Source organism: Caballeronia sp. EK, assembly GCF_014384845.1.
Lineage (GTDB): Bacteria > Pseudomonadota > Gammaproteobacteria > Burkholderiales > Burkholderiaceae > Caballeronia > Caballeronia jiangsuensis.
The window spans coordinates 209,014-233,571 of sequence record NZ_JACSUE010000003.1; the positions used below are offsets into that span (position 1 = coordinate 209,014).

The window sequence follows — 24,558 nt, forward strand, 5'->3', positions numbered from 1 at the left end:
GATGTGGGTCCGCTGGGATGGCGAGCGCCGACAATCCGGACCTGGCGGCGGCAATCCGCGACATCGTGGATCACGGTCAACTCGATGACTATAAGTATGTGGCTCAAAGGCTCGGTATAAATATCACGGCGGGGCCGTTGGAAACGCTTTCGGATCCGGAGACACATAACTATCGGGGGGACCGGATGGAGTTTTTCACAGATGAAAGCATAACGGCCAGGTTCTCTGTGATGCCAAATGATTTCAATTATGGACTCTCTAGGGCGAGTGGGGGAAACAAGTATCGAGGGGGATTGTCGATATACCACTTAGGGTCCAAAAGCTGTATCGATGAAGCGTCTATGTTCAAAGCGTTCGGATTTGCAAGACCTTTTCTCAACCCCGATGTTCCGGTCAAAATCTTTCGATATTTCATTAAGAGGGGGCAGAGTTATGACTTAGGTGTAATGTTCGATCCTTCAAATGAAAAGTGCGCAAACGCTTTCTATCTTTTTCAGAATCGATTTGACTAGGTGAATAACCGTGCCGACTGAGACCCGCAATCATTGGTCGAAAAAGATGCGCCTGCTGATGAATATGGCATGTCTGATCACGGTCTCCGCCTGCTCTGGGGCAACGGATATCGCCCGTCATGACGGTTCATGGAGCGCTCTTGTTTCAACTATACATAATATAGCGAGATACGGGGATCTTGGTGACTACAAATATACCTCGAAAGAGCTTGGAATCGACTTTGCCCTTAAGGCCAAAAAGCCAGTTTTTAGGCTGGGCGTGAAAACAAATATCCTTTCCATAAGCTATGAGGCTATGTCGCCGTCCAGTTGTTACGGGAAGTTCATAGATCAGAGCAAGGTTGTCTATGTACTCAATAGAAGTCGCGACCAAAATCCAAGCTTCATGCAAATCCCAATTCGACCAGACGCAGAATGCCTGACGCAAGAAAGGTTGACGAGCGCTGTGGGTGGCGAGGGATGGAACGAAAGGCTGTCGTACGAAGCGCATGTTCGGTACGATTTTATTTCGAAGAGGAATGATAATGTAATTGTGATTTATGTTTTTTCTAAGCAAACACGTTGCCTTGAGTTCATTAATATCGATCAAAATAAGTTGTCGGAGTAATTATGGCGGCTATACCTCAAATTTCAGGAAATGAAGCCTTTTGGGGCCCGTTGAAGGGGCAACTCTCAAAAGATACGCTTGATGAGATAAACAAAAGTTCCACACTTGTGAACGAACTACTTCAGTATGGTGTGGCGGCGGCAAGTGGTGATGGAACGATCCAGCCAATGACCGTTAATCTTGAGCAGCCTGGACTATTACAGTTCACAGGACACCTTGTGGAGTTCGGAATAAACTGGGCATCATGGTCGCCAGAGCAATTTGTTGGTAATCTAAGCCATGAAATCGGCCACTTTGTGAACCTGGAAAATGACAACCAGTTTTTTAACAGTCTGCAAATCAACGCGAATGACCCGAACGCCGGTGCACTGTATAGTGCGGTAGGTTTGCGGGCGGAAGGGGAGGCAGTGTATAACAACTGGCTCGTCCAGCAGGAAATCGTGCAAAAGGGCGGAAGCGCCATTTACATTAATGGCGACGCTGGACCAAATGGTAAAATCGATCAGACACTAAAATCGTTGCATGCGTCCGACATGGCCAATGGACTCGATTCGGCGCAGGACATGAACGCAATGATCCAAACTGCCGGAAAAATGTTTGCAGGATTGCATCCCAGCGGAACAGATCCCTCGGAGACCTACGCGGACCTATATGCTGCCCACGGGGGCGAAATATTCAACGAGATGGGTATTGCGTCAGGGAAGGCTCTACCTGGCGCGATCACCGACGTTGATTTTACGGATTCAGGATCGAACGGCGATTTTTCGTCTGTTACGGAAAAATTCAGCAACGGCGACTCCACCTCTCTCCATTTCAGCAATTCTTCTCTCGCTTCCTCGGTTGAGACAGACCAGTCGGGCAATATCATTTCTCAAACAATATATACGCGGAACGGAAACGGCAGCTACAACGCAGACATCTACGATGCTCAAGGGCGCTTGACGAACGAAGATCAATTTCACGCCGACGGTTCTGAAGTTGCGTTTCAAATCAACGCCGACGGCTCGCAAGCAGCAACCGTCTATAACGGCTCAGGGAAGGAAACCGAATACGCCACCTTCGGCACCGACGGCAAGAAAACCCTCGACGCCTTCTTCGACCCCACAAACGGCCGCGAGACACAAGAAAATCACCTCAACGCCGACGGCAGTCAGGTCGACTACACGTTGAATGCAGACGGTTCGCAGAATGCAACCGTCTACAACGCTTCCGGCCGCGAAACCGAGTACGGCGCTTTTGGCGTCGACGGCAAGAAGACTCTGGACGTATTCTTTGACCCCACCACCGGTCGCGAGACACAGGAAAATCACTTCAACGCGGACGGCAGCCAGACCGACTATCTGCTAGATGCAGATGGCTCACATAACGCAAACGTCTATAACGCCGCCGGCCAGCAGACCGAACACGCAGCGTATGGTGCGGACGGCAAGATGACGCAAGACATTTTCTTCGACGCCGGCACGGGTCGCGAAATCCAGGAAAACGACGTCAACGCCGACGGCAGTCAGATCGATCACGTCTTCAACGCCAATGGCACGCAGAACGCCATCGTCTATAGTGCGTCGGGCCACGAGACCGAGTACGCGACATACGGCGTCAACGGCAAGATGACGCAAGACGTCGTCTTCGACTCGAATACGGGCCGAGAACTGCAGGAAAACGACATTAACCCCGACGGCAGTCAGATCGATCACATCTTCAACGCCAACGGCACACAGAACGCGACTGTCTATAACGCGGCTGGCCACGAGACCGAATACGCCACGTACGGCACGAGTGGCAAGATGACGCAGGACGTCTACTTCGACGCAAGCACGGGCCGCGAAACGCAAGAAAACGACATCAACGCCGACGGCAGCCAGGTCGACTATATTTTCAATACGAACGGCACCCAGAATGCGATCGCCTATAACACGGCTGGCCACGAAACCGAATACGCATCTTTCGGTACGAATGGCAAGATGACGCAAGACGTCTTCTTCGATTCGAACTCGGGCCGTGAGATGCAAGAGAACGACATCAACGCCGACGGCAGCCAGATCGATCACATCTTCAACACCAACGGCACGCAGAACGCGACCGTCTATAACGCGTCTGGCCACGAGACCGAATACGCCACGTACGGCACAAATGGAAAGATGACGCAGGACGTCTACTTCGACGCAAACACGGGCCGCGAAACGCAAGAAAACGACATCAACGCCGATGGCAGCCAGGTCGACCATATCCTGAACATCAATGGCACCCAAAACGCGATCGTCTACAACAGCGCTGGTCATCAGACGGAGCAGGCGTCGTTCGATACCGGCGGGAAACTGACTCAGGACATCATCTTCGACGGAAGCACCGGGCGCGAGTTGCAGGAAACCGACTACAACAGTTCGGGCGGTGGCGTCGCACATGTCTTCAATCCGGATGGAACGCAAAACTCAGCGGTCTTCGATCCGTCCGGGCATGTGTCCGAGTATGCAACCTACGGCAAAAACGGCCAGATCACGAGCGACGCTTTCTTTGACGCAACTGGCCGCGAGACTCAGTTGAACGAATACTCGAATACGCAGACCATCGTCAGAACCTTCGGCGCGGACAATTCACAGACAGCGACCGTCTACAACGCATTCGGGAACGAAATCGAGTTCGCAAAGTTCAACTCGGGCGGCCAGAAAACGGACGACTATTTCTTCGACCACACGACAGGGCGGGAGACGGAGTACGACAAGTACGGCAACGATGGCAGCATGATTGCCCACCTGTTCAACAGCGATAACTCGCAAGACGCCATTATTTTCAACGGCAACGGTCAGGAGATCGAGTACGACGCTTTCAACAGCAGCGGTCAACTCACAGGCTTCACTCAGTTCACGTATGGAGCAGGCGGCGGCTATGACGCCATTGCCTACGGACCGACGGGCTACGAGACCGGTTGGGCCGACTACGGCGGCAACGGGATGGTCATGTCATCGGGAGGCAATGCTTACAACTTCTCTCTCAGCGACGACTATGGAAGCGGCGAGGACGACTGGGATTGGGGGTCGTTCAACAACGACTTTGGCTACGGGGGAGACTTTGGATTCAACTGGTGACGTGGCGCTTCAACTCGAAAAGCCAGGGCTGATTCGCTAACCGGGTAATACATATGCCGCTCACCGCGGCATATGTATTAAGGTATGCGAGATAAATTCAGTGCCTATCACGAAGCGCGCGCGTAGTAGATGTTCTGCGGATGCCGCGCTTCGGCAAAGAAGAACCATCGTTCGGCGACGAGCCCCAGATACTGCGTGACGAACGCCAGACCGAACAGCGCCACGGACTGCGCGCCGATGCCCGCCAGCATCAGCACGAAGGGCACACCAAACGCGCCGACGAGAAACGTCCACTTGATGCGCTTGATCGCTTCGGCAGAACGTCCATGAAAGAACTCGCGCAGATTGAACGCGCCCGCCGTGAAGCCGCGCGATTTCTGCACGACGTTCGGTCCTTTGATACCCGTCGCGCTTTGCACAGTCGATTTCGGCCGCAAGCGGGCATTGCGCCTGAGCGAGGCGACGCGCGTCGCGCAACCTGCGAGCGTCAACGTGCACGCGCAAGCCGCGAGACCGGCGGCCGCCGACGGCGCGAGCCACGCGGCGCATGCGGTCGCGAGCGTGAAGCCGGAGGCGCAGCCGAGCAGCACGAAGTTGACCATCGTGAGCGGCGTCGCCCATTCCTGCAGGAAGCGCAGGCATGCGTAGATCATCGCGGTGCAGACGAAAAGCGCCGCCGACGCAATCACGCCGATCACGCCGATCACGAGCGACCAGGGCGTGCCGAGCCAATGCGCGACGCCGTACAGCGCATCGCATGCGAGAAATGCGGGCAGGCACAGGCATTCGCGCGAGAGCCACGACGTGCGCCACATCGCGATTGCACGCCAGGCGCGCTCCGGATGCCCGAGATGAAAGAACGATGCGAGCAGCCCGAGCGCGCCAAGCACGACCGACAATGCCGCGCCGACGACGAAGAACATCTGCGAAGGCGCGCCGGTCAAGCCGAGCTTCGCGAACAGTTCGACGCCGACGAGCGCGATCAGCAAGCCTTGCGCGGCGCCGCTCAATGTCGTGAGAAACACGACGGAAAACGCGGGTTTCATGGTTGAGCTCCGATGAAAAGTCAGACGCGCACGGCCATCGCCGCGAGATTCAGGTCGCCGTGTGTTTCGGGCGCGGCTTCGTCGGCGGAATGACAACCGCACGAACCGCCGCTACTGCACGAGTTCACCGGACGCCGCGGCAAATAATGATTCGCGGGCTTCGTCTCCCATTCGGGCATCAGCTGATAGCCGCCGCGTTCCGCGATCGCTTTCGACACCACCGACTCCGGATCGTGGATATCGCCGAAGAGCCGCGCCGAAGTCGGACACGCGAGCACGCATGCGGGCTTGCGATCGCGTTCGGGCAGCGCCTCGTTGTAGATGCGATCGGCGCACAGCGTGCACTTCGTCATCTCCTTGCGTTCTTCGTCGAGCTCGCGCGCGCCGTATGGGCACGCCCACGCGCAGTACTTGCAGCCGATGCACTTGTCGAAGTCCACGAGCACGAGTCCGTCTTCCTTGCGCTTGTAGCTCGCGCCGGTCGGACAGACGGGCACGCACGGCGGGTCCTCGCAGTGCAGACAGGACTTCGGAAAGTGGATCGTGTCGGCGAGCGGAAACTCACCGGCTTCATACGTCTGCACGCGGTTGAAGAAGGTGCCGGACGGATCGGCGTCGTAAGGGCGCTGATCCGCGAGGCTGCCCGCTTCGCCGGACGTGTTCCATTCCTTGCAGCTCGTCACGCACGCGTGGCATCCGACGCAGACGTTCAGGTCGATCACGAGGGCCATTTGAGTCATGATGGTCTCCTTCAGTTGCCTGGGTTTCGCTTGATGACATTGCGCAAACGCGCCGCAAACTCGCCGCGCCCGGCGAAATACGTCTGCACGACGCGCTGGATCGGACCCGGCATGCCGGGCGATGGACGCATCGGTGCGAATTGCGGCAGCGTGTGGTTCGCATCGGCTTCGGCTGGATAGACGCGCACGCGCACGTCGTACCACGCCGCTTGTCCTGTGATCGGGTCCGAGTTGGAGAAGCGCGTGCCTTCGTTCGCGGACGGCGGAAGCTCGTCGGTGATGAGGTGATTGAGCAGGAAGCCGCGTTGCGATTCGTTGGCGTCGGGGCCGAGACTCCACGCGCCCGACGCCTTGCCGATCGCGTTCCAAGTCCACACCGTGCCCGGCTCGACCGCCTCGCTGTAACGCGCCATGCAGCGCACCTTGCCCCATTGCGATTCGACGTAGATCCAGCCGCCATCCTCGATGCCGTTTGCCTTCGCCATCCGCGGATTCATGTACAGCAGGTTCTCGCCGTGAATCTGCCGCAGCCACGCGTTTTGCGAGTCCCACGAGTGATACATCGCCATCGGGCGCTGCGTGACGGCCGCGAGCGGGTACGCCTCGAGATCGGTCGTATCGAGTTCGAGCGGCGCGTACCAGAACGGCAGCGGATCGAAATACTGTTCGATGCGCGCGCGCAGATGATCGGGCGGCTGCCGGCCTTTCGTGCGCCCTTGCGCGGCGAGGCGGAACTTCTGCATCACGTCGGAATAGAGCTGGATCAGGATCGGCTCGCCGAACTTGCGAAAGCCCTTGTCGACGGCGAACTGCAGATAAGGCCCGTTGCAGTTGCGCATGTATTGCAGCGACTCGGGCAAGGTGTAGTGATAGACGCAATCGTGCTTCGCGTACTCTTCCCACTGGTTCGGATTCGGCTCGCCGACGAGCGCGTCCTTGCCATCCTTGCCGCGCCAGCCGATCAGAAAGCCCACGCCCGATCCCGGCGCCGTCTGATGATTGATGATGAAGTCCGGATAGTCGCGATACTTGCGCGTTCCTTCGGGCGTTGTGAAGGCTGGCAGCTTCAGGCGGCTGCCGAGTTCGACCAGCACTTCCTGAAACGGCCTGCATTCGCCCGTGCGCGGCACGACCGGCACGCGCACCGAATCGACGGGACCGTCGAACTCGGAGATCGGGCGATCGAGCATCGACATCGCGTCGTGACGTTCGAGGTAGGTCGTGTCGGGCAGGATGAGATCGGCGAACGCGGTCATCTCCGACTGGAACGCATCGCATACGACGATGAACGGAATCTTGTACTCACCGTTATCGTTTCTGTCGGCGAGCATCTTGCGCACTTCGATCGTGTTCATCGACGAGTTCCACGCCATGTTGGCCATGAAGATCATCAACGTGTCGATGGGGTAAGGATCGCCGCGCCACGCGTTCGTGATGACGCTGTGCATCACGCCGTGCACCGCGAGCGGATAGTCCCACGAGAACGCCTTGTCGATGCGCACGGGCGTGCCGTCGTCGTGAATGAAGAGGTCTTCGGGCGCGGCGGGCCAGCCGAGCGGGCCGCTCGCGAGCGGCGTGTTCGGCTTGACCTGATCGGGATGATTCGGCGGTTTGGCGGACGGCGGCACCGCGCGCGGAAATGGCGATTTGTGACGGAAGCCGCCCGGCCGGTCGATCGTGCCGAGCAGCGACATCAGCACCGCGAGCGCGCGGATCGACTGGAAGCCGTTCGAGTGTGCGGCGAGCCCGCGCATCGCGTGAAAAGCGATGGGATTGCCCGTCACGGTAGCGTGCTTTTTGCCCCAGCAGTCGGTCCATTCGATCGGCAGCGTGATCTTGTGATCGCGGCCCACCTGGATCATTTCGGCGGCGAGACGTTTGATCGTCGCGGCGGGAATACCGGTGATGTCGGCGGCCCACTCGGGCGTGCACGACGCCACCTGCTCGCGCAGCAGCGCGAAGGAGGGCGCGACGGGCGTGCCGTCGTCGAGCGTGTAGCGGCCATCGAGCGCGGGCTCGGCGTCATCGCCATGATGCGCGACCGCGCGATTCGTTTTCGTGTCCCACCACAGATGATTTTGCGGGAAGAGCGGATTCGACTCGGGCGTCTCGCCGTCCTTCACGAAAAGCCCGAAGGTCTCGCTCGCTTCGTTCATGTCGAGCAGTTCGGCGGCGTTCGTGTAACGCGTGACGAACTCGTGATCCCAGGCATCGGCGGCGATCAGTTCGTGGATCAGCGCCATGAAGAGCGCGCCGTCGGTGCCGGGGCGGATCGGCACCCATTCGTCGGCGATGGCAGCGTAGCCCGTGCGGATCGGATTGATCGCGATGAAGCGCCCGCCCGCGCGCTTGAACTTCGAAAGGGCGATCTTGAGCGGATTCGAATGATGATCTTCCGCCGTGCCGATCATGAAGAAGAGCTTCGCGCTATCGAGATCGGGGCCGCCGAATTCCCAGAACGAGCCGCCGATCGTGTAGATCATCCCGGCTGCCATGTTGGCCGAGCAGAAGCCGCCGTGCGCCGCGTAGTTGGGCGTGCCGAAGTTCTTCGCGAAGAGGCCGGTCAACGCCTGCATCTGATCGCGGCCCGTGAAGAGCGCGAACTTCTTCGGATCGGTGGCGCGCAGATGTGAGAGACGTTTTTCGAGCGTGTCGAGCGCGACCTCCCATGAGACCGGCTCGAATTGCGCTTCGCCGCGCAGTGCGCCGGGTTTTCGCATCAGCGGCTGCGTGAGGCGCGCGGGCGAGTACTGCTTCATGATGCCCGACGCGCCTTTCGCGCAGATCACGCCTTGATTGAGCGGATGGTTCGGATTGCCGTCGATGTACCGGACTTCGCCGTCGCGCAGATGCACGCGGATGCCGCAGCGGCATGCGCACATGTAGCACGTCGTGGTCTTGACTTCGAGTTTTTCGTTCTGGGTACGAGCGCCGTGTTCCATGAGTGCTCCTCCAAAAGCGTTTTCGCGCGAGGGGATGCTCGCGCGAAGGGTACTTCAGTGCTTCGATCAGCCGAACAGCTTTTCGACGCCGAGGGTGATCGCGAGACCGCCGCCGACGAGCCATGCATACAGGATCGCGCCGGTGGCGAGGGCACGCGGGCCGGCCTGGCGGATCTGCGCGATGCGCGTCTCCATGCCGAGCGCGGTCATGGCCATCGTGAGGGCGAAGGTGTCGAGCGTGTTGATCGTGCTCGTCGCGACATCGGGCAGAACGTGCAGCGAGTTCACGACGACGAGCGCGAGAAAGCCGAGTGCGAACCAGGGCACCGCGATCTTGCCCTTGCCTTGCGCCGAACCGTCCGCCGATGCGGCACGCGAACGGCTGATCCAGAAGCCGATCACGAGCAGCACAGGAACCAGCAGCATCACGCGCGTCATTTTGACGATGGTCGCGATGTGCGTCGCTTCCGGGCTCACGTTGCTCGCCGCGCCGACCACCTGCGCCACTTCGTGGATCGTGCCGCCGAAGAACAGGCCCGCGCCGAGCGTATCGAGATGCAGCCAGCCGGCGTTGAGCGCGAGCGGGTAGAGGAACATCGAAAGCGTGCCGAACAGCACGACGCTGCCGACGGCCATCGCGCTCTTGTGCGGCTTCGATTGCAGGGTCGATTCGAACGCGAGCACCGCCGCCGCGCCGCAGATCGCGCTGCCGGCTGCCGTGAGGAGCGCGGTGTCGCGATCGAGCTTCATCAGCTTCATGCCGGCCCACGTGCCGATCACGAGCGTGCTGACGACGACCAGCACCGACACCGTGAAGCCCGACACGCCGACTTGCGCGATTTCCTGGAGACTCACGCGCAGCCCGAAAAACGCGACCGCGATGCGCAGCAGCTTGCGCGCGGAGAAGTTGACGCCTGCCGCCCAGCTATCGGGCATGCCGTGCCGCAACGCGTTACCGTAGATGCCACCTGCGACGATGCCGACGATCAGCGGGCTGATCCCGAGACCGGCGACGGCGGGGATGCTGGCGAGGCGCGTGACGGCGGCCGCGAACAGTGCGACGAACAGGATGCCGTTGAGCTGCCCCCGTGTGGACGACGCGGCTGGCGCGAGAGTGTGTGCGGACTGAACCGTGGACATGGATGAACCTGTTTTGGATTGGATGACTCGATGGGCTAATCCTATTCCCGATATATCAATATGAAAAATCGTGATTTAGAATGAGAAGTATCGGATGAGCTGATATTTACGGAAGATGACCCCGGAACAACTGATAACTTTTGCGACTGTTGCAGAGCACGGCAATATCAGCCGCGCGGCGGTGGCGCTGCATCTGTCGCAGCCCGCGGTGTCCGGCCAGTTGCGGCTTCTGCAGGAGGAATTCGGCGAGCCGCTATATCAGCGCGATGGTCGCGGCGTGCGTCTGACCGCCGCCGGTGAACAGTTGCTCGGCCACGCGGAGCGCCTGCGCGAGACTTTCCGCGCGGCGCATGCGCTGCGAGACGCGCTGCGCGGGCTCGAGCGCGGCACGCTGCGCATCGGCGCGAGCACGACGCCCGCGAGCTATCTCCTGCCGTATCTCATCGCGGCGTTCCACAAGCGCTATCCGGATGTCGTCGTGACGACCATCGACGGCAATACCGCCGATATCGTCGCCGCGCTCGGCTCGCTCGATATCGCGCTGGTCGAAGGCTCGCCCGGGCACGATCTGCCGCTCGGCACAACCGTTACGTCGTGGCGCGAGGACGAAATCGTCGCGATTCTGCCGAACGGCCATCCGCTCGCCGACGGGCGCGAATCCGTCACGCTCGACGAACTGGGCGAGCATCCGCTCGTGTTGCGCGAGCCGGGCTCCGGCGTGCGGCAGGTGATCGAGCGCGCATTCGCGGACTGCGACGCGCCGATGCGCGTCGCGCTGGAAATCGCGGGCGTCGAGGGCGTGAAGGAGGCGGTGCGCGCGGGCATGGGCATCGGTTTCGTATCGGCGATGTCGATTCGTCACGAGGACAGCGCGCTGCAGCGTGTGCGCATCGCGCCGCAGCCGCTCACGCGGCGCTTCTCCATCCTGCTGCCGCATGCCGCGACGCCGTCGCGCGTCGCGGCGCGCTTTCTGGAGTTGTGCGACGAGCCGGGTCTGCTCGGCTAGGGAATTCCACTATGGCGCGTCGATAGCGGTCTGACGCACCATTCGTTCTCAACAGGGGCGCTGCGGCGTCCTTTTTGAAAATCGTTTATGGAACCGGTTCCAAACTGGTTTTGGCACTGAAACCGACAGCGAGATGCAAGTGAACGAGATTTCCCGGATCGATAGAGAAGGCACCGAAGTTGTGATCGTCGCGAGCGCGTTCGGCGCGGACGCGATTCGGCGCGACGGTCACGCCTTCTGGGCCGCCGCCGCGGCGCGCGCGGGCGCGGACGGCTTCGAAGTGCGTCGCGAATTGCTCGCAAACGAAGCCGACGCGCAGCCGGGATCGCTCGCACAGCTCAGCGACCGGATCAGCGCGCTGGGTTTGTGGGCCGTGTATTCGACCCCCGCGACGCTTTTTCATGACGACGGCTCGCTCGATCGCGCTGCGCTCGAACTCGCCATCGACGAAGCGGCGGCGTTGAACGCGCGCATCGTCAAGCTGCAACTGGGCGGCACGGAGCGCGGCGTCGCGACCGATCCGGCCACGCTCGATCGCCTGATGACAGGAATTGCGGCGTCGAAAGCTTGTGTCGTCGTCGAGAACGGGCAACTGAAGGCGGGCGGAACGATCGGCGCATTCGACGCGCTGTTCGAAGCGCTGCCGGATCAAAGCGGCCTCGCGATGACCTTCGACACCGGCAACTGGCACTGGGCGGAGCAGGATCCGCTCGACGCCGCGAGGCGCCTTGCTCCGCACGTCGCCTACGTGCACTGCAAGGCGGTGATGGGCGAGGGCGCGCGCCGTTTCGCCGCCGCGCCCGCGAACGGCGACGCGCGCTTCGCGACGCTGCTCGCGCATTTGCCGGGCGATGTGCCGCGCGGCATCGAATATCCATTTATTCCCGGCGCGGACGTTTCGCTCGATGCCGACGCCGCGCGCCAGGTCGCGCGAATCGCGGCATTCTGAATTACACATTTTGCATTCAGCATTCATCTGCAAAGGACCCGACATGCAAGCCAAGCCTGAAGCTCTCGACGTCGTCACCTACGGCGAAGCCATGACGATGTTCGTCGCGGCTGTCACCGGCGATCTCGCGAAGGCCGGTCAATTCACGAAGCGCATCGCGGGCGCGGACCTGAACGTCGCGATCGGCCTGTCGCGCCTCGGGTTCAAGGTGGGCTGGATGAGCCGCGTCGGCAACGATTCATTCGGGCGCTACGTGCTCGACGTGCTGGCCTCCGAGGGCATCGACGCCAGCCGTGTGACGATCGACGAGCGCTATCCGACCGGCTTCCAACTCAAAGGCAAGTGCGACGACGGCAGCGATCCGGAGGTTGAATACTTCCGCAAGGGCTCGGCTGCGAGCCATCTGTCGCTCGACGATTACGTCGCCGACTACGTGCTCGGTGCGCGTCATCTGCATCTGACGGGCGTGGCGCCCGCGATATCGGCCAGCTCGCGTGAGCTCGCCTTCCACATGGCCCGCGAAATGCGTGCTGCAGGCAAGACGATTTCGTTCGATCCGAACCTGCGCCCGACGCTTTGGCCGTCGCGCGAGGCGATGGCCGAGTCGCTCAACGCGCTCGCCGCGCTGGCCGACTGGGTGCTGCCGGGCGTGTCCGAAGGGCTGACGCTGACGGGTCATGCGAAGCCCGAAGACATCGCCGCGTTCTACCTCGATCGTGGCGCGAAGGGCGTCGTCGTCAAGCTCGGCGCGCATGGCGCGTACTTCCGCACGGCGGACGGCGAAGCGGGCATCGTGCCGGGCGTGCCGGTCGACAACGTGGTCGATACGGTCGGCGCGGGCGATGGCTTCGCGGTCGGCGTCGTGAGTGCGCTGCTGGAAGGACGCGATATCCGTCACGCGATTGCGCGCGGCAACCGCATCGGCGCGCTGGCGATTCAGGTGATCGGCGACAGCGAGGGCTTGCCGACGCGCGCGGCGCTCGACTTGCTCGAAGCAAAAGATTCCAACGACAAGACGGCCAAAGCCGCGTTCGATCTGGCTTAAGCCAGCAACCGAGAGACTCAACCGAATTGCGTTCGGAGACAACCATGCAATCCACGACTCCCAAGCTTGCGGTGCGCCGCTGGTGGGCGATCATGCCGATCGTCTTCATCACGTACAGCCTCGCGTATCTCGACCGCGCCAACTACGGCTTCGCCGCGGCTGCGGGCATCAACCAGGATCTCGGCATCAGCAAGGGATTGTCGTCGCTGATTGGCGCGCTGTTCTTCCTCGGCTACTTTTTCTTCCAGATTCCCGGCGCGATCTATGCCGAGCGTCGCAGCGTGAAGAAGCTCGTGTTCTGGAGCCTCGTATTGTGGGGCGGATGCGCGACGCTCACGGGCATGGTGAGCAATATTCCATCGCTGATGGCGATCCGCTTCGCGCTCGGCGTCGTCGAGGCCGCGGTGATGCCGGCGATGCTCGTCTTCATCGCGAACTGGTTCACGAAGTCCGAGCGCTCGCGCGCGAACACGTTTCTCATTCTCGGCAATCCGGTGACGGTGCTGTGGATGTCGGTCGTATCGGGCTATCTCGTGAATTCGTTCGGATGGCGCCATATGTTCATTGCCGAAGGCGTGCCTGCCATCGTGTGGGCGGTGATCTGGTGGTTCATCGTGAAGGACAAGCCCGCGCAGGTGAACTGGCTTTCGGAGCAGGAAAAGAAGGATCTTGATGCGACGATGCGCGCCGAACAGGCTGCGATCAAGCCGGTGAAGAATTATCGCGAGGCGTTCAAGTCGCCGGCGGTGATCAAGCTGTGCGCGCAGTATTTTTGCTGGAGCATCGGCGTGTATGGTTTCGTGCTGTGGCTGCCTTCGATCCTGAAGAGCGGTTCGACGCTCGGCATGGTCGAGACGGGCTGGCTTTCCGCGGTGCCGTATCTTGCCGCGACGATCGCGATGCTGCTTGCTTCGTGGGCTTCCGACAAGCTTCAGGCGCGCAAGGCCTTTGTGTGGCCGTTTCTGCTGATCGGCGCGATTGCGTTCGCGGGATCGTACTTGCTCGGTTCGACGAATTTCTGGGCTTCGTATGCGTTGCTCGTGATCGCAGGCGCTGCGATGTATGCGCCGTATGGGCCATTCTTTGCGATCGTGCCGGAGTTGCTGCCGAAGAATGTCGCCGGCGGGGCGATGGCGCTCATCAACAGCATGGGGGCGTTGGGGTCGTTCGTTGGATCGTATTTTGTTGGCTATCTGAATGGGGCGACAGGGTCGCCGGCGGCCTCTTACGTGTTCATGAGTGCTGCTTTGCTCGTTTCTGTTTGGCTTACGCTTGCGGTTAAACCGCAGGCTGCGGTGCGGGCGGGGGTTGTTGTGCGGTCTTGATGTTTTTTTTGGGGATCCTGTATTCGTGTCGGTCTATTAGCACTGCCCCTGTGCGGGGCGGCAGTCACTTTCTTTGCTGCTGCAAAGAAAGTAACCAAAGAAAGCAGCTCGTTCAGGCCCGAGGTCACACGCAGTTTGGCCATGCTTGCCAGCCCGCGGTGACACTCGCCTAAGTGTCGCCCTCAAAGGCCTAACCGGGCTTGGCTCGCGCACGGTCTGCCGCACCAAATGTCTTGGCGCGCTGGTTCAGCACGAAATAGCTTCGGCACAGCGCTACGCGCTGCCGTTGGGTATGCTAGGGAAACCATCGAATCACGAATGCAGTGAAATGGAAGCGTAGCAGTACCCGTGCGCCCGCAAACCCGATTGACCCATCGGCCGCGAAGCAGGCCGGAGCCGTTTGGTGCTGAACCAGCGCGCCAAAACATTTGGAGCGTCAGACCGTGCGCGATCCAAGCCCTTATCTGCTTGTGAGGGCACTCGCTACTGCCGGGCCATTAGGCCAATCGCCTGTGCCGCGGCCGGCGTGAAGTGCTTAGGCTGGGGATAGCTGTTTCTTTGGTTACTTTCTTTGCAGCAGCAAAGAAAGTGACTGCCGCCCCGCACAGGGGCAGAGCCAATAGACCGACACGAATTCAGGATTTCACAAAAATCTCAAACCGACGAATTCAGGATTCCCCAAAAGCCCAACCCAAAGAAAACCCCATGAAAAAAACGATCGTAGTCTACAAAGCCTTGCCGAGCGAAATCGAAGCCTACCTTCGCAAAACCGCCGACGTGGTGAACGTCGATCCAAACGACCATGCGGCCTTCGTCGCCGCATTAAAAACCGCCGACGGAGCCATCGGCGCAAGCGTGAAAATCACCCCCGACATGATCGAAGGCGCCACAAAGCTGAAAGCCTTATCGACCATCTCCGTAGGCTACGATCAATTCGACGTCGACGACCTCACGCGCCGCGGCATCGTGCTCACGCACACGCCCGACGTGCTCACCGAATCCACCGCCGACACCGTCTTCGCACTGATCCTCGCGAGCGCGCGCCGCGTCGTCGAACTCGCCGAATGGGTGAAGCAAGGCCACTGGAAATCGAGCATCGGCGAGGCGTGCTTCGGCGTCGACGTGCAGGGCAAGACACTCGGCATAGTAGGTCTCGGACGCATTGGCGGAGCGGTCGCGCGGCGCGCCGCGCTCGGCTTTCGCATGAACGTGCTCTACACGAACCGCAGCGCAAACGAGCAGGCGGAAAAAGAATTCGGCGCAAAGCGCGTCAGGCTCGATGAACTGCTCGCGCAATCCGACTTCGTGTGCCTGCAAGTGCCGCTCACGCAGCAAACGCGCGGTCTGATCGGCGCAAACGAGTTGAAGAAGATGAAGCCGAACGCGATCCTGATCAACGCATCGCGCGGACCGACCGTCGACGAAAGCGCGCTCATCGAAGCCCTGAAGAACGGCACGATTCGCGGCGCGGGCCTCGACGTGTTCGAGCAGGAACCGCTGCCCGCCGATTCGCCGCTCATCGCGATGAAGAACGTCGTCGCGCTGCCGCATATCGGCTCGGCCACGCACGAAACGCGTCACGCGATGGCGCGCAATGCCGCCGAAAATCTCATCGGCGCACTCGAGGGCACGCTCACGCAGAACATCGTCAATCGCGACGCGCTCGGGCGCTGAAAGCGCGGCGTCGGGCGGGCATGCGCTAACATGCGCGATGCGAGGAGAACGATAATGACGGCATCGCGTCCCGCTTCAAGGCGAAGCGCGTGCCCACGACCACTATGTCCGACGATCCCACATTGACCAACCGCCCGGCCGCATACGGCGCGCGCCGCGCGACGATCACCGATGTCGCCCGCGAAGCCGGCACCGGCAAGACCAGCATTTCGCGCTATCTGAACGGCGAGATGGGCGTGCTGTCGCCCGACCTGCGCGAGCGCATCGAAGCGGCCATCGCGAAGCTCGACTATCGGCCGAACCAGATGGCGCGCGGCCTGAAGCGCGGCCGCAATCGTCTGATCGGCATGTTGCTCGCCGACCTGACCAATCCGTATTCCGTCGAAGTGCTGCAGGGCGTCGAGGCCGCGTGTCACGCGCTCGGCTACATGCCGCTCATCTGTCACGCGGCCAACGAGATCGACATGGAGCGCCGCTATCTGCAACTGCTGACGACATATCGCGTGGAAGGCGTGATCGTCAATGCGCTCGGCGTGAAGGAAGAACTGCTGCAAGGCTTCGCGCAAGGCGGCATTCCGGTCGTGCTCGTCGATCGTTCAGTCGATGGTTTCATCACCGACATGGTCGGGCTCGACAATCCCGCCGCCGTGCAGCTCGCCACGCGTCATCTCGTCGATGAAGGTTTCGACGAGCTGCTGTTCATCGTGCAGCCCGTCACGCACGTGAGTTCGCGGCGTCTGCGCGAAGCCGCGTTTCGCGAGACCGTCGCCGCGCTCGATGCAAGCGGTTCGACGCTCGTGATCGATCTCGCCGATGCATCGCCCGCGCTCACGGAACTCGACACGCGCGTCGCGGCGGCGAAAGCGGCGGGCAGGCGCGTCGCGCTTTTCGCCGCGAACGGGCCGGTTGCGCTGCGCGTCGCGGTGCATCTGAAGGAGCGTCATGGCGCCGACTGGCAGGCAAGCGTCGCGCTGATGTCGATCGACGATTCCGAATGGGCGCAACTCGCGGGCATGACGACAGTGCGCCAGCCGACGTACGATATCGGCCGGCGCGCGGTCGAATTTCTCCACGAGCGGCTCGGCGGCGCCGCGATGCCCGCGCGCGAATGTCTGCTGCCGGGCGAACTCGTCGTGCGCGCATCGACGACACGGGAAACGCAACAAGTGCAACAAGCATCACAGGGAATCTGAATGGTCAGTGTTTCGACGTTGCTGAGCCTCGCGCTCGCGACGCTCATCATCGCGGCGATGCCCATCGTGTTGTACACGAAGCTGCGGCCGCATTTCGGCATCGTGCCGCGCGAGGCGATTCTCGGCATCGCCGTGTTCGCGCTCTTCGCGATGGTCATCGAACGCGCGCTGCACGGCTTCATGCTGAGCAATCCGGTCACGTCGGCGTGGCTCGTGAATCCCGCGATATTCGTCATCTATGGCGCGATCGCGGCGGGCTTGTGCGAGGAAGTCGGACGTTTTCTCGCGATGAAATGGCTCATTTCGCGCGAGCCGGGCGCGCTCGATCGTTACGGGCCCGCGCTGGGTTACGGCATCGGGCACGGCGGGGCGGAAGCGTGGATCGTCGGTGTGCTCGTGCAGGTGCAATGGATCGTCTACGCGGTGCTCGCGAACCGGGGCACGCTCGACTCGCACTTCGAGAGCGCGCCGCTCGAAGCGCTCGCACGCATTCATCTGGTGTTGATGAGCCTGTCGCCGTTGTCGGCAGGCATCTTCATCGTCGAACGCGCGAGCGCCTTCGTGCTGCAACTCGGCTTTTCCGCGCTGATGTGGCAGATGCTGCGCGAGCGCTCGCGTCATGCGCTCGTATTTCTCATCGCCGCGCATGCGCTCGTCGGCTTGCCTGCCGCGCTGTTTCAGGCGCGGCTCGTGCCGCTCATCGCCGCCGACGCCGTGTATCTCGTGCTCGGCGTGATCGTCGCGGTGGCGCTCGTGCGCTACTATCGGCGCGCTGCCGCCCGGATCGCCTGAGCGCGGCCGGACCGGCGCTTCAATCGGATTTCGATATCGAATGGACGACTACCAATACGACTGTCCGAGCGCGGACATCGACATGCTCGCGCACGTGATCTGCGACCTCTTTCCCGAGCAGACGCAGTTCGCCGAACGTAGGGACGATGAGGGACGGACGTCGCTCGTGATTCACTACGTGGCGATGCGCTTCGGGTCGAGCGCGCGGCGCATCACGATCGACGTGCGCTTCGATCCGGCCGCGCTCGCGCGTTATCGTGCGATGCCGCCGCGCATGCACGCACGCAGTTATGCGGTGCTGCGCGCGTATGTCGAAGCGACGCTCGGATCGCTCGAAGAGATGTACGCGGACGGCCAGACCGTGCCGCGCGAAGTGGACATCGAGATGGGCGAGGACTTCGCTTAAGCTTCGCGATAGACCTTCGCGAAGCGCGCCGCCTTTACGACGCCATAGTCGCCCGGCGCGTATTGCATGACCCAGTCGCCGGCGTCGCCGGTGAGGACGTCGCCGGCCGCGGATCGTGCGATCGAGAAGGGCTCGCGCATCTCCTTCGCGAGCACGACACTCGGACGGTTGCGATAGACGCCCGACTCGCCATGCGCGATGCCGCCTTCGGGCACGTACTTGGCATCGAAGCGTTCGCGCGATACGACCCAGCGCTCGCCGCTGCTGCCCGTGACGATCGCGTCGCCGCTCGCATAGCGGTTCGGCCCTTCGAGGCTCATGAGTTCGCCCGATGCGGCGGCGAATTCGACGGCAACGGCTTCGTCTTTCACGACGCGGCGTGCGGCGGGATCGGTGGCGAGATCGAGCTTGGAGAGATTGAGCATGATGCGATCCGGAGTGACGTTGGCGGAGCGGGATCGTAACGGCATTCGCGCCATTGTGCACCCGTCGGACGAAAAAAAGCCCGCATCGCGCGATGCGGGCTTTCCGGTTCGACGACCGTTCAGGGCTTCGTCGTCGATGCCGCGTCCGCACCCGCCGCATGCGGACGACGATGCACGTGGGTGTGCTTCGCCTTGCCGTGCTCGTCGCGGAAGCTCGTATCGGCGAGCTTCTTCTGCTCGGGCGAAAGGCTCGCGTAAAGCGGCTCGAAAGCTTCGACGAGGCGCTTCGTGCCGTCCGCGTTCGCCTGGGTGATCTGCTCGTATTGCTTCATGTCGTCGAGCGCGGACATGGTGTCGCGCTGCGCGATGCGCTGGCGATACAGATCGGCCATCGTGCGGCCGTTGTCGCGCATCACGTCGGCGAATTTCGACCACTGATCTTCCTGCTGCGGCGTGATCTTGAGGCTCGAATGCAGATCCGCGATACGCTCCTCGACGCGCGCCTCGCGCTTGCTGGCGGCCGGAGCGGATGCCGCGGCCTGCGCGGCGGGCGCCGATGCCGCGGCGGGCGCGGACGTCTGCGCGAAAACCGGGCTCAAAGCGCAGAAAGCGGCCAATGCAACGAGTGTTCTTTTCATTCGGGTTACCTTCGATCGATATTAATAGCGGCGTGCTCGTAAGCTGCGCTGAAAGGCAGCGCGATGAGCACGCCATCGGCGGATATTAGTATCACGATTGCATGCGAATTCGCCTGCATTGCCACAACTGCTTACATTCGAAACGTCTCTGGAAAAAACGCAGTGGATACCTTGTTGAGCATGCGGATCTTCGTCGCCATCGTCGAGGCGGGGAGCCTGAGCGCCGCGGCTGAGCGCTTTTCGATATCCGCGCCGATGGCCGGCAAGCATCTTCAGGCGCTCGAAGCGCGGCTCGATGCACGGCTCCTCGTGCGCACGACGCGGCGTCAGAGCCTCACCGAGATCGGCCGCGAATACTACGAGCGCTGCCGTCGCATTCTGACGGAAGTCGATGCGGCCGATTCGCTCGCCGAGTCGATGAGCGCGACGCCGCGTGGCGTATTGCGCGTGACCGTGCCGCTCACTTACGGCGTGCAGTTCGTCACGCCCGCTGTGACCGAGTTTCTCGCGGCGTTCGCGCAGATAAGCGTCGAGCTCGATCTGACCAACCGCGTGGTCGATATCGTGGAAGAGGGCTTCGACGCGGCCGTGCGCATCGGTACGCTCGCCGATTCCAGCTTCGTCGCGCGTCCGCTCAAGCCGTATGCGATGACCGTGTGCGCATCGCCCGCCTATCTCGCACGCGCGGGCACGCCTGCAACGCCTGCCGATCTCGCGGGTCACGAGTGCCTGGGTTTTGTGCATCTGGGCCGCGAGGCGGGCTGGCGGCTCGAAGGCGAGGATGACGCCATGCACGCGCATCGCACGCAGTCCGCACGCTTTCGCGCGAACAACGGGCAAGCGCTCAAAAAGGCGGCGCTCGCGGGATTCGGTCTCGTGCTTCAGCCGCATGCGCTCGTCGAAGACGAGCTGAAAAGCGGCGCGCTCGTCGCCGTGCTGCAGGATTGCCTGCCGAAACCATCGCCCGCGCATCTCGTCTATCCACGCGATACGCGCGGAACGCCCAAGCTCGCGAGCTTCGTCGATTTCATGGTGACGAAGCTCGGCGTGTGACTGTGTGACCGTGTGATCGCGCGATTGTGTGATCGCGTGATCGGGATTCGTTTCACGACGTCTCGGCGATAATGCAAAACACAAAACGCTGAATGCCAGATGGCATTCAAAACGCATAACGCAAAACACAAGATGCCAACGGAGACGCACACATGAGACCGCCGCGCCTCGACCAGCTCGACGACATCGATCGCAATCTCGTCGCGTTGCTGCAGATGAACGCGCGCGAGAGCGTCGCGAATCTGGCGCGGCAACTGGGCGTCGCGCGCACGACGGTGATCGCGCGCATTGCGCGACTCGAAAAGAACAACGTGATCGCGGGCTACGGCGTGCGGCTCGGGCAGGACGTGCTCGATGCGAGCATTCAGGCGTATGTCGGCATCAAGCTCACGCCGAAGTACGGCCGCGATCTGCAGAAGCGCTTTGCGCGCATGCCGGAGATTCAGTTGCTCTGCGCGGTGAGCGGCGAGTTCGATTACGTCGCGTGGCTGCGCGCCGATTCGCCCGACAGGCTCAACGACCTGCTCGACGAGATCGGCGCGCTGGAAGGCGTCGAGCGGACCACGACCTCCATCATCCTCGCGCGGAAGATCGATCGCGTCGGCTGAGCGCTACATATCGCAGCGTTCGATCGTCGAAACGACGAAAAGCATCGTCGAAGCGCATCATTTTGTGTCTAGGATCAGTATTCGCGCGCTCCTAAACTGTGTGAAGAAGGGCATTGGATCGCCCGCCATCCGCACACGTAAAGGAGATGAATATGAAAGTGGCCCTCGTCGGCGCCGGATTGATCGGACAAAGCATTGCCCATTTGCTGCGTGAAACGGGGGATTTCGACGTCGTCGCGTTCGATCGCGACGAGCACGCGCTCGCGCTTCTCGATGCGCAAGGCATTCCGACGCGCCGCGTCGATTCCGCCGACACGCCCGCGCTGCGCCAGGCATTGATCGGCTTCGATGCGCTCGTCAATGCGCTGCCGTATTACCTCGCGATCAATGTCGCGTCGGCGGCGAAAGCGGCGGGCGTGCATTACTTCGACCTGACCGAGGATGTGCGCGCCACCCACGCGATCCGCGCAATCGCCGACGATTCCGAACTCGCGTTCATGCCGCAATGCGGTCTCGCACCGGGGTTCATCGGCATCGTCGCGCACGATCTGGCGAAGCGTCTCGACGACGTGCGCGAGGTGAAAATGCGCGTCGGCGCGCTGCCCGAGTTTCCGACCAACGCGCTGAAGTACAACCTCACCTGGAGCATCGACGGTCTTATTAATGAATATTGCCAGCCATGCGAGGCGATCCGCGAAGGTCGCACGCAATGGGTGCAGCCGCTCGAAGGCGTCGAACATTTTTCGCTCGATGGCATCGAGTACGAGGCGTTCAATACGTCGGGCGGACTCGGCACGCTGTGCGAAACGCTCGCGGGCAAGGTCGAGTCGCTCGACTACAAGTCGGTGCGCTATCCGGGGCATCGCGACCTGATGAAGTTTCTGCTCGACGATCTGCGCATGTCATCCGACCGCGACGGTCTCAAGACGATGTTGAAGCGCGCGGTGCCATCGACGGCGCAGGATGTCGTGCTGATCTTCGTCACGGTGACGGGCATGCGTCGCGGGCAGCTCGTGCAGGACGTCTTCACGCGCAAGATCTTCGCGAAGGACGTGTGCGGCTCGCCGATGAGCGCGATCCAGATCACGACCGCCGGCGCGATCTGCGCGGAACTCGATCTCTTCCGCGAAGGCGTGCTGCCGCAAAGCGGCTTCGTGCGTCAGGAGCAGGTGCCGCTCGACGCGTTCCTGAACAACCGCTTCGGCAAGCTGTACGAAGGCGCGAACGCAGTGGTGACGGCGCGGCAACTGGCCGCTGCCTGAGCTAACTAAGTTGCGATCAGGCGTGCGAGCAATGCGTCGCGCGCCTGATCGGACGGAGCGGTGTTGTCGAACATGACGAGCGCCTGCGCGAGCGCCGCGTCCGGCACGAAGAGCCGCTGACGATATTCTTCCCAATGCGCGAGCTTGTACGCATCGTTCGGATCGCCCCGCGCGACGATGCGCTCGCGCGCCACGCTCTCATCCACATGCACCCAGACGACGCGAATGGCGACATCGTCATCGATGCCGAGCCATGCGCGATCGAAAAGGCGTGCGCTGCGCACCTCGCGCGTGAGCGGCGCGACGATCGCGACACTCACGCCGAGCGCGAGATTTTCAGCGGCGGTATCGATGAGACAGCGATACTCGGGATCGCGAAAATGCTCGATGAAAAGCGGGCTGTCCCGATCGTGCGGGTCGCCGGTCAGCGCACCGATCGCCGCCGCGCTGTAGGCGCCGTAGAGCGTGTCCTTGTCGAGCAGGCAGAAAGGCTCGCCGGTCGCCTGCATGAGCGGCGCGAAAAGCTGCCTGGCAAGCGTCGTCTTGCCTGTGCCGGCATGACCGCAGAAAAAAATCAGATGCTTCACGCCTGATCGGTCCTCGAGAGAAGTTGCAAACTCATTCATCCGGGCGCGCGCGCTGATAGCGGTTCATGAGCGGCGTGGCGGTGATGCCATGCACGATCACCGAAGCGACGATGGTCGCGATGACGAGCGGCACGAGCGGCGCGGCCACGTCACGCGGCGCATGCTCGAGCGCATAGAGCAAATAATAAAACGAGCCGACGCCGCGTATGCCGAACCAGCTCATGAGCCGCCGTTGTGCGCCGGTCGCATGCGAGCCGATCAGCGATGCCTCGACTGCCGCGGGCCGCAACACGAAGAATAGCGCGACGATGAGCGCGGCCGCTTTCCAGGTGAGCAGGTCGCGCCACATCGTCGCGAGCACGGCGCCGACCATCAGCATGACCGCCACTTCGGCGATGCGTTCCAGCTCGATCGTGAAGCCGTGCACGCGCTCGGCCATGAACGCGTGCGCGCGCGCCGGATCGGCGGCGGCGGCCCCGACATCCTCTGCGTCGATGTTGCCGACCGCTTGGCGCGCGGACTTGCCGCCGCTTTCTTTCTGCTCGACACGGCGCATCGAGAGGCCGGCCGCAAAGACCGCGAGAAACGCATAAGTATGCAGCAGCTCGGCGACGCCGTACGACAGCGCGATCAGCCCGAGCGCATAGAAACCTTCCGGTCCGAGCGCTTCGCCGTGGCGCGTGCGCAGATAGGCGACGAGCCGCACCGACAAGGCGCCGAGCAGCCAGCCGCTCACGAGCGCGCCTGCGATGCCCCACATCGCCTGCAACGCGAAGCTCCCGAGCGACGCCTCGTTCGGGGTCGCATCGACATTGCACACCGCGATGCCGAGCAGCGCGAAGGGCAGCGCGATGCCGTCGTTGAGCCCGCCTTCGCCCGTCAGCGAGAAGCGCAGCAAGTCGATGTCGCCGGGTGCTTCCACTTGCACGTCGTGGGCGAGCACGGGGTCGGTCGGCGCGAGCATCGCGGCGAGCAACAGCGCCGGTCCCCAGTTGAGCCCGAGCGCGTACGCGGCAAAGAGCGTGAGGACCGCGACCGTGAGCACCATCGCGACGAAGCCGAGCCGGATCGGCAGAATCCAGAGGCGGTCGATGGGCGGCACGCGCAGCCGCAGGCCGATCGCGAATAGCGACACGAGCATCGCGACTTCGGTGATGCGCCTGAGAACGGTTGCATCGGCCGCGAGGTCGAGCGTCAGCAGATTGGCTACGCCGGGGCCCATCGCGAAACCGATCGCGAGATAGAACATCGCGGTGCTGATCGGCAGTCGCTTGAACGTCGAGCTGGCAAGGCCCATGAAAATGAGCACGCCGCCGACGACGAGAAACCAGATCGTCTCGATCATGAATGCCTTCGGACTTCGTGTGCTGATGGTTGAGCGGACCGCGCGCCGTGACGCGCGTCACGTTCGTAACAGCGACAGCACGCGCCATGCCCGTTTGCGCGGGGCACGCCTCGTACAGGCTGTCTGACTGTTCATCGACTTGCGCGTAAGATGCATTTCGATGGCGGCGTCGCGATTCGT

Annotated in this window: 22 protein-coding genes; 14 read left to right on the plus strand and 8 right to left on the minus strand. The window is 61.9% G+C overall.

What is annotated here, in order from left to right:
- The first annotated feature begins 17 nt into the window (after positions 1-17).
- From IAG25_RS09605 to IAG25_RS09615, 3 genes are read left to right on the plus strand one after another with little or no spacing between them, the layout of a single operon-like run.
- Positions 18-512, plus strand: coding sequence for a hypothetical protein (locus IAG25_RS09605; RefSeq protein WP_187604656.1), 495 nt, complete (start codon positions 18-20; stop codon positions 510-512).
- A 10-nt stretch (positions 513-522) separates the two neighbouring features.
- Positions 523-1,119 carry a hypothetical protein gene (locus IAG25_RS09610; protein ID WP_187604657.1) on the plus strand — a complete coding sequence of 199 codons (597 nt, stop codon included), beginning with the start codon at positions 523-525 and terminating at the stop codon, positions 1,117-1,119.
- Positions 1,120-1,121: 2 nt separating this feature from the next.
- Complete coding sequence (locus IAG25_RS09615) at positions 1,122-4,202, plus strand: hypothetical protein (protein WP_187604658.1); 3,081 nt, start codon at positions 1,122-1,124, stop codon at positions 4,200-4,202.
- A gap of 107 nt (positions 4,203-4,309) precedes the next feature.
- Here IAG25_RS09615 and IAG25_RS09620 read toward each other — a convergent pair whose 3' ends face one another.
- The 4 genes from IAG25_RS09620 to IAG25_RS09635 all read right to left on the minus strand — a co-directional run bounded on the left by IAG25_RS09620 (position 4,310) and on the right by IAG25_RS09635 (position 10,070).
- A complete protein-coding gene (locus IAG25_RS09620) occupies positions 4,310-5,248 on the minus strand; it encodes a dimethyl sulfoxide reductase anchor subunit family protein (RefSeq protein WP_187604659.1) in 939 nt (312 codons plus the stop codon).
- A gap of 20 nt (positions 5,249-5,268) precedes the next feature.
- Positions 5,269-5,988, minus strand: coding sequence for a 4Fe-4S dicluster domain-containing protein (locus tag IAG25_RS09625; RefSeq protein WP_187604660.1), 720 nt, complete (start codon positions 5,986-5,988; stop codon positions 5,269-5,271).
- 11 nt (positions 5,989-5,999) lie between these two features.
- Positions 6,000-8,930, minus strand: coding sequence for a molybdopterin oxidoreductase family protein (locus IAG25_RS09630; RefSeq protein ID WP_187604661.1), 2,931 nt, complete (start codon positions 8,928-8,930; stop codon positions 6,000-6,002).
- Positions 8,931-8,996: 66 nt separating this feature from the next.
- Positions 8,997-10,070, minus strand: coding sequence for a YeiH family protein (locus IAG25_RS09635; protein ID WP_035507832.1), 1,074 nt, complete (start codon positions 10,068-10,070; stop codon positions 8,997-8,999).
- A 115-nt stretch (positions 10,071-10,185) separates the two neighbouring features.
- Here IAG25_RS09635 and IAG25_RS09640 point away from each other — a divergent pair, with 115 nt between their 5' ends.
- The 8 genes from IAG25_RS09640 (at position 10,186) to IAG25_RS09675 (ending at position 18,460) form a co-directional block, all read left to right on the plus strand.
- Positions 10,186-11,076, plus strand: coding sequence for a LysR family transcriptional regulator (locus tag IAG25_RS09640; protein ID WP_035507833.1), 891 nt, complete (start codon positions 10,186-10,188; stop codon positions 11,074-11,076).
- A 133-nt stretch (positions 11,077-11,209) separates the two neighbouring features.
- Positions 11,210-12,025: a sugar phosphate isomerase/epimerase family protein gene (locus IAG25_RS09645; RefSeq protein ID WP_187604662.1), complete on the plus strand. Its 816-nt coding sequence runs from the start codon at positions 11,210-11,212 to the stop codon at positions 12,023-12,025.
- A 43-nt stretch (positions 12,026-12,068) separates the two neighbouring features.
- A complete protein-coding gene (locus IAG25_RS09650; RefSeq protein WP_187604663.1) occupies positions 12,069-13,070 on the plus strand; it encodes a sugar kinase in 1,002 nt (333 codons plus the stop codon).
- Positions 13,071-13,114: 44 nt separating this feature from the next.
- Positions 13,115-14,395, plus strand: a complete 1,281-nt coding sequence (locus IAG25_RS09655; protein WP_187604664.1) for an MFS transporter — start codon at positions 13,115-13,117, stop codon at positions 14,393-14,395.
- A 705-nt stretch (positions 14,396-15,100) separates the two neighbouring features.
- Positions 15,101-16,069 (plus strand): 2-hydroxyacid dehydrogenase, encoded by a 969-nt coding sequence (locus tag IAG25_RS09660; RefSeq protein ID WP_187604665.1) that lies wholly within the window; start codon positions 15,101-15,103, stop codon positions 16,067-16,069.
- Positions 16,070-16,173: 104 nt separating this feature from the next.
- The gene (locus IAG25_RS09665) at positions 16,174-17,262 is read left to right on the plus strand and encodes a LacI family DNA-binding transcriptional regulator (RefSeq protein WP_187605054.1); all 1,089 of its coding nucleotides are present in this window, start codon (positions 16,174-16,176) and stop codon (positions 17,260-17,262) included.
- Positions 17,263-18,054 (plus strand): YhfC family intramembrane metalloprotease, encoded by a 792-nt coding sequence (locus IAG25_RS09670; RefSeq protein WP_187604666.1) that lies wholly within the window; start codon positions 17,263-17,265, stop codon positions 18,052-18,054.
- Positions 18,055-18,094: 40 nt separating this feature from the next.
- Entirely contained in the window at positions 18,095-18,460 is a 366-nt protein-coding gene (locus IAG25_RS09675; protein ID WP_187604667.1) for a DUF3022 domain-containing protein, read from the plus strand.
- On the opposite strand, the gene IAG25_RS09680 is transcribed toward IAG25_RS09675, so the two are convergent.
- Together IAG25_RS09680 and IAG25_RS09685 are read right to left on the minus strand one after the other, a co-directional pair.
- On the minus strand, positions 18,457-18,885 hold the full coding sequence (locus tag IAG25_RS09680; RefSeq protein ID WP_187604668.1) for a PGDYG domain-containing protein: 429 nt from the start codon (positions 18,883-18,885) through the stop codon (positions 18,457-18,459). The genes IAG25_RS09675 and IAG25_RS09680 overlap by 4 nt on opposite strands.
- 119 nt (positions 18,886-19,004) lie before the next feature.
- Positions 19,005-19,523 carry a Spy/CpxP family protein refolding chaperone gene (locus IAG25_RS09685; protein WP_187604669.1) on the minus strand — a complete coding sequence of 173 codons (519 nt, stop codon included), beginning with the start codon at positions 19,521-19,523 and terminating at the stop codon, positions 19,005-19,007.
- Positions 19,524-19,685: 162 nt separating this feature from the next.
- Here IAG25_RS09685 and IAG25_RS09690 point away from each other — a divergent pair, with 162 nt between their 5' ends.
- From IAG25_RS09690 to IAG25_RS09700, 3 genes are all read left to right on the plus strand, one after another.
- A complete protein-coding gene (locus tag IAG25_RS09690; protein WP_187604670.1) occupies positions 19,686-20,576 on the plus strand; it encodes a LysR family transcriptional regulator in 891 nt (296 codons plus the stop codon).
- A gap of 152 nt (positions 20,577-20,728) precedes the next feature.
- A complete protein-coding gene (locus IAG25_RS09695) occupies positions 20,729-21,184 on the plus strand; it encodes an Lrp/AsnC family transcriptional regulator (RefSeq protein ID WP_187604671.1) in 456 nt (151 codons plus the stop codon).
- A gap of 152 nt (positions 21,185-21,336) precedes the next feature.
- Positions 21,337-22,446: a saccharopine dehydrogenase family protein gene (locus tag IAG25_RS09700; RefSeq protein WP_187604672.1), complete on the plus strand. Its 1,110-nt coding sequence runs from the start codon at positions 21,337-21,339 to the stop codon at positions 22,444-22,446.
- 5 nt (positions 22,447-22,451) lie between these two features.
- Here the strand turns inward: IAG25_RS09700 and IAG25_RS09705 are convergent, their stop codons facing one another.
- Positions 22,452-23,033 carry an AAA family ATPase gene (locus IAG25_RS09705; RefSeq protein ID WP_187604673.1) on the minus strand — a complete coding sequence of 194 codons (582 nt, stop codon included), beginning with the start codon at positions 23,031-23,033 and terminating at the stop codon, positions 22,452-22,454.
- Between the two features lie 31 nt (positions 23,034-23,064).
- Entirely contained in the window at positions 23,065-24,378 is a 1,314-nt protein-coding gene (locus tag IAG25_RS09710) for a cation:proton antiporter (protein WP_187604674.1), read from the minus strand.
- Positions 24,379-24,558 lie beyond the last annotated feature (180 nt).

Coding starts and splice junctions, on each gene's coding strand:
- IAG25_RS09665 (WP_187605054.1), top strand. CDS start 16,174: ATGTCCGACGATCCCACATTGACCAACCGCCCGGCCGCATACGGCGCG.
- IAG25_RS09650 (WP_187604663.1), top strand. CDS start 12,069: ATGCAAGCCAAGCCTGAAGCTCTCGACGTCGTCACCTACGGCGAAGCC.
- IAG25_RS09710 (WP_187604674.1), bottom strand. CDS start 24,378: ATGATCGAGACGATCTGGTTTCTCGTCGTCGGCGGCGTGCTCATTTTC.
- IAG25_RS09670 (WP_187604666.1), top strand. CDS start 17,263: ATGGTCAGTGTTTCGACGTTGCTGAGCCTCGCGCTCGCGACGCTCATC.
- IAG25_RS09630 (WP_187604661.1), bottom strand. CDS start 8,930: ATGGAACACGGCGCTCGTACCCAGAACGAAAAACTCGAAGTCAAGACC.
- IAG25_RS09655 (WP_187604664.1), top strand. CDS start 13,115: ATGCAATCCACGACTCCCAAGCTTGCGGTGCGCCGCTGGTGGGCGATC.
- IAG25_RS09695 (WP_187604671.1), top strand. CDS start 20,729: ATGAGACCGCCGCGCCTCGACCAGCTCGACGACATCGATCGCAATCTC.
- IAG25_RS09645 (WP_187604662.1), top strand. CDS start 11,210: ATGCAAGTGAACGAGATTTCCCGGATCGATAGAGAAGGCACCGAAGTT.
- IAG25_RS09660 (WP_187604665.1), top strand. CDS start 15,101: ATGAAAAAAACGATCGTAGTCTACAAAGCCTTGCCGAGCGAAATCGAA.
- IAG25_RS09700 (WP_187604672.1), top strand. CDS start 21,337: ATGAAAGTGGCCCTCGTCGGCGCCGGATTGATCGGACAAAGCATTGCC.
- IAG25_RS09615 (WP_187604658.1), top strand. CDS start 1,122: ATGGCGGCTATACCTCAAATTTCAGGAAATGAAGCCTTTTGGGGCCCG.
- IAG25_RS09675 (WP_187604667.1), top strand. CDS start 18,095: ATGGACGACTACCAATACGACTGTCCGAGCGCGGACATCGACATGCTC.
- IAG25_RS09685 (WP_187604669.1), bottom strand. CDS start 19,523: ATGAAAAGAACACTCGTTGCATTGGCCGCTTTCTGCGCTTTGAGCCCG.
- IAG25_RS09635 (WP_035507832.1), bottom strand. CDS start 10,070: ATGTCCACGGTTCAGTCCGCACACACTCTCGCGCCAGCCGCGTCGTCC.
- IAG25_RS09640 (WP_035507833.1), top strand. CDS start 10,186: ATGACCCCGGAACAACTGATAACTTTTGCGACTGTTGCAGAGCACGGC.
- IAG25_RS09605 (WP_187604656.1), top strand. CDS start 18: ATGGCGAGCGCCGACAATCCGGACCTGGCGGCGGCAATCCGCGACATC.
- IAG25_RS09620 (WP_187604659.1), bottom strand. CDS start 5,248: ATGAAACCCGCGTTTTCCGTCGTGTTTCTCACGACATTGAGCGGCGCC.
- IAG25_RS09625 (WP_187604660.1), bottom strand. CDS start 5,988: ATGACTCAAATGGCCCTCGTGATCGACCTGAACGTCTGCGTCGGATGC.
- IAG25_RS09680 (WP_187604668.1), bottom strand. CDS start 18,885: ATGCTCAATCTCTCCAAGCTCGATCTCGCCACCGATCCCGCCGCACGC.